The 5,751-nt window shown below is 44.5% G+C and carries 5 protein-coding genes; 2 read left to right on the top strand and 3 right to left on the bottom strand.

Going from position 1 to position 5,751, the window contains the following annotated elements; translation table 11 throughout:
- Positions 1–325: 325 nt before the first annotated feature.
- Positions 326–1,210 carry a metallophosphoesterase family protein gene (locus VB714_RS14320; protein ID WP_323225277.1) on the bottom strand — a complete coding sequence of 295 codons (885 nt, stop codon included), beginning with the start codon at positions 1,208–1,210 and terminating at the stop codon, positions 326–328.
- A gap of 132 nt (positions 1,211–1,342) precedes the next feature.
- Here VB714_RS14320 and VB714_RS14315 point away from each other — a divergent pair, with 132 nt between their 5' ends.
- Positions 1,343–2,338 carry a hypothetical protein gene (locus VB714_RS14315; RefSeq protein ID WP_323225276.1) on the top strand — a complete coding sequence of 332 codons (996 nt, stop codon included), beginning with the start codon at positions 1,343–1,345 and terminating at the stop codon, positions 2,336–2,338.
- Positions 2,325–3,113, top strand: a complete 789-nt coding sequence (modA, locus tag VB714_RS14310; RefSeq protein ID WP_323225275.1) for a molybdate ABC transporter substrate-binding protein — start codon at positions 2,325–2,327, stop codon at positions 3,111–3,113. Before VB714_RS14315 ends, modA begins: the two co-directional genes overlap by 14 nt.
- Before the next feature lie 17 nt (positions 3,114–3,130).
- On the opposite strand, the gene VB714_RS14305 is transcribed toward modA, so the two are convergent.
- Both VB714_RS14305 and VB714_RS14300 read right to left on the bottom strand, forming a co-directional pair.
- Complete coding sequence (locus VB714_RS14305) at positions 3,131–3,781, bottom strand: pyridoxamine 5'-phosphate oxidase family protein (RefSeq protein ID WP_323225273.1); 651 nt, start codon at positions 3,779–3,781, stop codon at positions 3,131–3,133.
- A 107-nt stretch (positions 3,782–3,888) separates the two neighbouring features.
- On the bottom strand, positions 3,889–5,751 hold a 1,863-nt coding region (locus VB714_RS14300), incomplete at its 5' end, for a sensor histidine kinase (RefSeq protein ID WP_323225271.1).

The following is a 5,751-nucleotide window of genomic DNA, read 5'->3' as shown; positions in this document are numbered from 1 at the left end:
TATAAACAAGACATGGATTCCATTTCAGAAATCCCCTTCATTTTGGCTTTGCGAGATTAATTCTCCTTGGGTGAACTACGCACCTCTCTATCCCATAGCCCCTAAAGGCATTTGGGAATGCTTTTGTTCAATTGATGAGGATTTTTTTCGAGTCTGCCATGGTCAACAAAAGGACAAAGCCCGGTTGATTAAAAGTTACAGCCTTGAAAACATCTACATCTCAATCAATCAATCCTATCTAATTTACCAACTCCTACTTTTTTGGTTGAGTTGGATAAACATGATGACAATAATTTACCATAAATCACTCTGTTTGACTATATTTTTAGTTAAACTTTACAATACCGCGATCGAATACGGTTCCATCGGTAGCGATCGCCTGCACAATCATGCGATCGCCATAGACTTCATAAGCAGCAAAACCTAAACGAGAAGCCGAGTATGCGGTCCATTGCGATCGCCCCACGGGACGCAAACCCGCCGCACAGCCACAGGTTATATAAGTAGTGCCGCGAAGGGGATGAGTGCGTTCGTAATGGTGTTCGTGACCGTTAATATAAAGTTGAACTCCATATTGTGCAAATAAAGGCGTTAATTTAGGCGCGAGAAATTCGTTATAGCCATAATGTCCCGAGGCATAAATTTGATGATGACCAAAAACAATTTTCCACGCTGCTTGAGAGCGACTTAACTCATTTTCTAGCCAAGTTAATTGTGATTTCCAGTCGGTTTCATAGTTCGTATCGAGAGCAAAAAACTGGATATTTTCCTCGTGAAAACTATAGTAACGTCCCTTCATATTAAAACCAGGATAGGCAACTTGTGGATTGCCGTTATCCGTGCGAATATCGTGATTTCCCAAACAGGCTTGAAAGCGAACGCCGCGATCGAGCAAGGGTTGATAAGGACGCTCGAAAACTGCCTCAACTTTCTCGATTTCCCCATTATTGTAAATATTATCTCCCGCCATCACCACCAAAGGATAAGGATTTTGGTCGTAATAGCCCTTCATGGCTCCAGCAACATCATATTGCGACTTTGACCCCGTTCCACTGTCGGCGATGGATACAAAGCGAAAATTCGGGGGTTCTAGCAGGCGATCGGCATTAGTAGGGAGGGGATGGGTTTGGGTTTTGATGTTTTGACTGAGATAACCCAATCCTGCGATCGCCAGACCTCCAGAAAAGAAGAAAAAATGACGGCGTTTCATAAGATTGTTGATTCCCGTTAAGCAATTGAGCTAAATAACCACAGATAGTGATAAATTTGGCCTGTTGAGATTGTTCATTTGCCAAGAATTATCTCAGATTTTCCGAGTTGGTGGGGTCTGGAGGAAAAATTTATGTCTGAAGAACAACAAGAACCGGTAACGGGGGAAACCCAAACTGGAGAATCATCTCCACGGGATGAAGTGAAGCAGGTGCGGGAGGCGATCGCGCGTTTAGAGCAAATCGCCAATCAAATCGAAGAAGCGTCGGATCTGTCTTTACCTCCTTCCGCTTTTCGTGTCTTAGCGGCGAGTGTGGAAGGACTGTCTACGGCGGTAGAAACACCGGAGAGTTACCGCGAAATGGTGGTTCGGGAGCGATCGGAACTTGAGGCCGAACCTGTGGCTGTGACTGCGGTAATCTCCCCAGAAGGACTGCCGAAAGAGCCTGTTCCCGATACAGATGAAGATTTATTAAGCCTGCAAACCCTGCAAAATGCGTGGGAGTGGGTGTTGGAGAAGGTGCGGGATTTATTGCCGGAGTCTGTGGAGGAAAATCTTTCTGATGGTGCGCTGACGGGGATTTTAGGGGGATTAATTGCGCTAATTCTTGTGGGAACGATCGCTTTTTCTGGAGGAGATAAACCTGAATCTGTTGCAGGAGTTCCAGAGCGGGTTGAACCGGCGATCGAGCAACCCCAACAACCTCAACAACCAACCAACACACTTCCTCCTGAAATTACAGCACCAACTCCTCCTAAACCTGTTATAACACCCAAACCCAAACCATTTTCTCTGCCGTTTTCTCGTCCCAAGTTGACTCCGGAACAAAGTTTAATTGCTGCGATTCAAGAACAAGTTTTGGAGATTACCAATGAGTATGCAGATGGATTAATTAGTTCGATTCAAGCTAATTTCTTTAGCGGTAATTTGACGGTGACGGTGGGAACAGAATGGTACGATTTACCTCAATCCCAGCAAAATGAATTGGCGAATGAAGTGTTAAAGCGAGCGAAACAATTGGACTTTACTAAAATTGAGATTTTAGATGAACAAGGAGCAATGGTGGCCAGAAGTCCAGTTGTTGGGAATGAAATGGTAGTTTTTAAAAGGATGAATGATGCAAGTTAGGAGAAGATGGTTTTTAGGTGCGATCGCGATCGCTTTCTTCGTTGCTTGCAGTCCTTCAGAAACAGAGCCAGTTGGAAAGGATGTTGCTCTAACGATATCCGTTGCAGCGAGTTTACAAGATGCGATCGCGACGGTTGGAAGAGAATATGAGCAGCAATTTCCCAAGGTTAAATTAGTGTTTAATTTTGGGTCTTCTGGTGCCTTACAGCATCAAATAGAACAAGGTGCGCCAGTTGATATTTTTATTTCAGCAGCGACAAAACAAATGGATGCTCTTCGAGACAAAAATCTCGTGTTAGAAGAGACTCATCAGAATTTGCTGCAAAATCAAATTGTGGCGATCGCCCCCAAGGAGAGTACAAAAATTACTGATTTTCAGGAGTTAACCTCGGATAAAGTCGGTAAAATTGCGCTCGGAGATCCAGAAAGTGTTCCGGTTGGCTCTTATAGTCAAGAGGTTTTAGAATCTTTTAATCTTTATCAAAAATTGGCAAATAAGTTTGTTTTTGGAAAAGATGTCAGGCAAGTTTTATCTTATGTTGAAACTGGAAATGTTGATGTAGGATTTGTTTATGGTACAGATGCTAAGTTATGTAAAAATTGTCGCGAAATTCTCATTGCACCTGAAGATTCTCATGCGCCGATTGTTTATCCTATTGCTGTTTTAAAGAGTAGCAAAAATATCGATACTGCTCGTGAATTTGTTGATTTTTTATCGACAGATGGAGCAAAAAGTGTGTTTGAAAAATATGGATTTATCGTTAATAAAAAATAGCGATCGCCCGAATCAGTCTAACCTAGAGAATTGAGAATGGATGGAGAAATAGCAATATTTTCTGATAAACGCGGATCGGCAATAGGAGGAGAAACCTGTAAAGATAAGGGTAATTCCCCTGCCCAAACAGGTAAATCGTAATCGTTTTCATCATCAATAGGGGGACCCGATCGCATTTTTGCCGAGGCTTCCGTTAAAGGGAAAGATAACACCAAAGTTCCTGCTAATTCTTTGGGATTAGGCGATCGCACTTCCTCCCAGCGATCGCGGAGAATATGTTCGCTAAAGGCTTTCAATGCGGCTAATTTTTCGCCTTCATCTTCTACTACTGTTGCCGTTCCAAAGGCAACAACAGAGCGATAATTCATAGAATGGTGAAATGCCGATCGCGCCAATACCAGCCCATCTAATAATGTCACCGTAACGCACATTTCTACCCCGTCTTGGAGGGTTTTTATCATGCGACTGGCAGGGGAACCGTGAAGGTAAAGGCGATCGTCAACTCTTCCATAAGCAGTCGGAATAACAAAGGGTTGATTGTTGGCAATAAAACCAATATGACAAATTAAACCCTCATCTAAAATTTGATAAATAGTGTCGCGATCGTAGTTTCCTCGTTTGGGGGCGCGACGAACTTTTGTGCGAGAAGTAACAGGAATATTGTTCATCTGACTAATAATAAGTGCAAAGTTTACAAAACAAGGCGTGTTGAATTCCGGCAGTAAGTTTGACAGACCCCTAGCCAAATTTTGCTTAGGAGTATTATCAATTGGGTCTAAAGATGTTTTGGTAATTTGATCGTGAAAGTAGTCCCCCGATCCTGTTGAGAGTCGCAGCTTAATTCCCCACCATGTTGTTCAACCACCACAGAATAACAGATTGATAAGCTCAATCCTATCCCTTTACCGACAGGTTTCGTGGTAAAAAATGGCTCGAAAATACAATTGCGTATTGCTGCCGTCATACCGATACCATTATCCTCGATCGAGATCGCGACTTCCTCTGTTGATAACAATTGGGTTTGAATATATAAAGTAGGAGTGGTGATGAGATTGCGGGCGATCGCTTCTTCAAGGGCATCAATAGCATTAGTAAGAATATTGAGAAAAACTTGATTAATCTGTCCCGCATTACATTTCACCACCGGGAGGGGTTGATAATCTTTAGTTACAATAATTTCAGGGCGTTTAGATTGGGCCTTGAGGCGATTTTGTAAGACTAATAAGGTACTCTCTATCCCTTCAATGAGATTGACAGATTTCACACCCACTTCATCGAGACGGGCAAAAAGTCGTAGGGAAAGGACGATATCACGAATTCTGCGAGACCCCGTAGCAATGGAATCAAGGATTTTGGGGAGATCTTCGGCCACAAATTCCAGATCGATATCTGCGAGAATATCACTAATTTCTGAGATTGGCTGGGGATAAGTCCGTTGATAAAGTTGGACGAGTTGCAGTAAATCTAAAGCATCCTCTCGCAAATGTTCCACGTTGCCGTAAATAAAGCTGACGGGATTGTTAATTTCGTGGGCAATTCCCGCGACCAATTGACCCAAACTCGCCATTTTTTCCGTTTGAATCAGTTGACCTTGGGCGATTTTCAGTTTGTTCAGGGTTTGTTGTAATTGAGTGTTATTTTGGCTTAATTCTTGGGTGCGTTGTTCGACTTTGGCTTCGAGATCCTGGCTGTATTCTGTGAGTTTCCCATAGGCCGATCGCAATTCGAGGATTGTTTGATTGAAGGCTTTAGCAAGGGTACCGATTTCATTTTTGGTGAGGACGGGGGTAGTAGGCAGAGTTTGAAATTCTTGGCGTTGGACTCCTGCACTGACTTGACGGGCGGTTTGGGCAATGGCGAGAATGGGGCCGACGATTTGACGACCGAGGATCCACATTCCCAGGGCGAGGAAAATGGAACACCCCAACCCGATCGCGGCAATGGCGATCGCGAGGTCTCGGGCTGGGGCAAAGGCTTCTCGTTGGCTTTGTTCGGCTAATAGTGCCACATCCTGCCGTTCCAAAAAGCGATAAACTCCAATGACGGGAATGCCGCTATAGTTGCGATAAAGTCCGCGATCGCTGTTCCCCGACATGGCCTCGATAATTCCTCTGCTGGAAAGTCCTTCGGTAAATCCTGCGGACTCAAACCCTTGGGCAGTAAGGAAAACATGGTGGATGCCCAGATCGCCCCCAATATTTCCTCCAACATTGGCCACGAGGTAGGTTTCCCCTGTTTCCCCCAGATTGCGATCGCGATTGATAATGGTATCGATGCGTTGCAGGTCTAAATGGGTAGCCAGGGAGCCAATATCTTGTCCTTCTGCGTCGAAAATGGGGGTTTCAAACGTGATTTGCGGTTTTCCGGTGTCGGGATCGGGGTAAAAATTAGCATTGGGGCGGGGGTTTTTGGCCAGGGAAAGTCGGCTATATTGTACTCGAGGCTGATATTTGCCAATCTTCTCGACATTACTGGAGGCCAGGATGCGACTGCTGCGGGAGAGGAGAAAAATTTCTTGCAGTCCCGATTCTTGACTGGCAAATCCCCCCAAGACTTGATTGAGGAAGCGGCGATCGCTTTCTTTTCCTTCTTGTAATAGGGCTTCTAGGCGATCGCGGACGGGGGGGAGGTCTGCTAG

Origin of the sequence: Spirulina sp. 06S082 (genome assembly GCF_034932145.1) — a bacterium.
GTDB lineage: Bacteria > Cyanobacteriota > Cyanobacteriia > Cyanobacteriales > Spirulinaceae > CCY15215.
The sequence above is the reverse complement of the archived record's forward strand: the minus strand, read 5'-3'. Positions and strand labels throughout refer to the sequence as shown.